Annotated in this window: 1 protein-coding gene; it reads left to right on the top strand. The window is 39.5% G+C overall.

Translation table 11 applies throughout. The annotated features are described in order from the left end of the window. Nucleotides 1-13: 13 nt before the first annotated feature. A partial coding sequence (locus tag NG901_RS16750; RefSeq protein WP_252217080.1) for a MarR family transcriptional regulator occupies nucleotides 14-261 on the top strand: 248 nt, incomplete at its 3' end.

Here is a 261-nt window from a genome sequence, read left to right as displayed (position 1 = left end):
AAGAGGAGGTTGGATGATGGTAGGAATTAATACAGATACAGAAAATATTAGTGAACTATTAAAAACTTATTGGTCAATCCAGCGAATTTCAGCGGGATATGCCGATCAAAATGCGGCGAGTTTAGGATTAACGATTCAGCAACTTGCCATGATTAATGTGATTTACAGCACACCTGGTATTTCAGTGGCGGATTTAACGAAACGATTAATTATTACTGGAAGTTCGGCTGCAGCTAATGTTGACGGGTTAATCAGCCTTGG

It is taken from the genome of Clostridium sp. CMCC3677 (assembly GCF_023845585.1).
Classification (GTDB): domain Bacteria; phylum Bacillota; class Clostridia; order Clostridiales; family Clostridiaceae; genus Clostridium; species Clostridium aquiflavi.
This window is presented reverse-complemented; position numbering and strand designations above follow the sequence as displayed.